The organism is Desulfobacter sp. (genome assembly GCF_050177295.1).
This window is the reverse complement of record NZ_JBFXHE010000518.1, coordinates 1-2,729: the sequence shown is the minus strand read 5'-3', so window position 1 is coordinate 2,729 and position 2,729 is coordinate 1. Positions and strand designations below refer to the sequence as shown.

Below are 2,729 nucleotides of genomic sequence, written 5' to 3'. Positions count from 1 at the left end.
CCTGCTTTGGCAAGCTGTGCCACGGCCGTGCCCTTTAAACTGTCATGGCAGGGGGCATGGTAAAGGCAGGCTTGGGCGTGCGATGGGGTCAGACCATTTTTAAACAGATATCCTGAGACATCAAACAGACTGGCATCAAACAGATCTGTTATGCCCAGATCGGACAAAGATTCCATGCAGGTGCCGCAGGAGACAATGCAGGCGGAAAAATCAAGGTCATTGAACATATCCCGGATCTGGGTCATGATAATGGTGTTCTCAAGAGACATCTTTTGGGCTTCATTTGTCCGGGCATTTACCTTCAAGGGGTACCCGCAGCACAGATATGGCGGCGGCAGCACCACCTGGTGCCCCTGAAAGAGCAGCAGAAAAATAGTTGCTGTTGAGATATTGGAAAACATGCGCTCACTGCCGCATCCTGGAAAATAAAACACCGTGGACACAGCTTTTCCCGGAGGATTCAATAAAATGGCCTGGTTTCTGTCCGCATGGGGCAGGTGGGTCCGAAGCGTGGTCAGACCCGGCTGGAACACCGGGGCGTGCAGCATTTGCAGCGTTTTTGTTTCCTTTAACGCCGGTATAAAAGAGATGGGTTTTGCAAATTTCACCGCTGTACGCTGGGCAGAACTTCCGCCTGTCAGAAGTCCTGTACGAATGATCGGGTTCAGTACCTGGTTGCGGGTACCCAGATAACCAAGGGTTAACTGGGTGGATACGGGCGTATGCTTGAAATCCATTTTTTTAAGAATTTCACGTTCCTTGATGGAAATGACCCCGGAATCTATATTTACCGGGCACTTGTCAAGGCATTTGTGGCAGATGGTGCAGTGATCGGCTATCTGTTCAAGGTTTTTGAGTACCTTGAATTTTGTGGACTGGATTCGCTGGGTAATGTAAAGCAACGCCTCGATCAAAGCGCCTATAGCCAGGTTTTTATTCCTGGGATGGAAAAACATGTTCCTTGCCGGATAAAACACCGGGCATTGGGGTTTGCATTTACCGCAGCGAACGCAATGGGAAATGTTTGCAGCAAGGTCGGACAGGGAGCCGTGCTTGAGAATCTGGGCCTCAAGTTCCAGGAGATTGAACGACGGGGTGAACATTTTGTTCAGGATATCAGGCTCGGAGAGCTTGCCCGGGTTCATCAACCCGTTCGGGTCCATCTGTTTGCGGTACGCGTCAAATTGGTTCACCTGATCCTCATTCAGGTATTTGAATTTGGTGACGCCGATGCCGTGTTCGCCGGAGACCACACCGTCAAGGGCCATGGCCTTTGCCATGACCTTGTCAGCGGTCATGTGGGCCCGGGCAAGCATGGCCCTGTCATTGGAAAACACCGGGATATTCACATGTACGTTGCCGTCCCCGGCATGCATGTGGGTGGCAATGACAATGAGACGGCTCAGGGTATCATTGTAAATACGTTCCACATTGGAGAGAATCTGGCTGTATCCGCGCAGATGATCCTGGATCTGTCCGTGGAAATTTTTGGTGTGAATAAAGGCTTCCAGGGCGTCCCGGGATGCAATGTCAAGCTTTTTACGGATCCCGTAAGCAATATCCTTGATCCGGCCCACCTTTTTTCCCAGCCACTGGGGATCGGAAAGGGGAATGGCCGTTTCCAGATATGTCAGGATATTTAGAATAATCCGGCCCTGGGTGTATTTTTTCTCTTCAATATTGGTTTGGTCAACAAATCTGACAAAATCGGCCAGGCTGTCAATGGGCAGAACAATATCTTCGTTGAGCTTGAAGGCATTGGTATGGGCGGCAATGGCGCCAAGCCGTTTGCGGTCTTCCCAGTAACGGGCGGCTTCGGCCCGGTCCCGGGCAATGGAAAGCCCGGTCTTGTCATAGGGTTCCAGGATCGTTTCAAGACCACGCATACCCTGGTCAAGGGTGACGGCATCATTGGAAACCATATCAATGAGCAATACGGCTTTAAGCCTGTCTCCCACGGACCGCTTGGTCTTGTATTTGATGGCCTTGATGTACTCCTCGTCAAAATGTTCCAGGGCCATGAGCGCGGGATCGCTGTTGTCAAACCGGGTGCAGACTTGGGTAATCACCTTGCCTGCTTCGGTCATGTCATTGCCGAAAAATTCAATGCAGCAGGTTGCCTTGTGTGCAAACTCAGGATAGAGGATAAATTCGGCCCAGGTGATGATGCCGTCGCATCCTTCTTTCTGCAACCCGGGCAGACCGTTTAAAACCTTATTGGTGACATCCTTGCCCAGGTTCTTTTTACGGATATCCGCCCCGGTCAGCTCAATGGTGTCCAGGAGCTGCCCGGTTTCATCTGTCACCACAAAACTAAGCTTATCCTCGTACCAGATTTTGCGCAGGGGATGGTCCTGGCGCGCTACTGTGAGCAGGCGGCCGTCGGGCATGGCGATCCTGAAAGCAAGGACATTGTCAATGGCGGTACCGTAGAGCACGGCTGTTTTGCCGCCGGCGTTTTCCGCCAGATTGCCGCCAATGGTGCAGGCCCAGGCAGAGGTGGGATCCGTGGCAAAAATATACCCCAGGGCAGCTGCCGCATCCTTGGCATTCTGGGTGATGACACCGGCTTGAAGCGGCATCACGGCATAATCCCTGCCGTCCTTTGTATTGCGGTGTTCAATGGGAAAAATGGTGTTCAGTTTCTCCGTATTGATCATGACGCAGTCCGGTGTCAGGGGCGTGGCCCCGCCGGTCAGCCCGGTGCCCCCGCCCCGGGGAATGATATG

General features: G+C 52.4%; 1 protein-coding gene. It reads right to left on the bottom strand.

Annotation, left to right across the window (positions count from 1 at the left end; all coding sequences use genetic code 11):
- The coding region (locus tag AB7U36_RS21990) for an FAD-binding and (Fe-S)-binding domain-containing protein (RefSeq protein WP_428161739.1) at nucleotides 1–2,729 on the bottom strand (2,729 nt) is incomplete at both ends.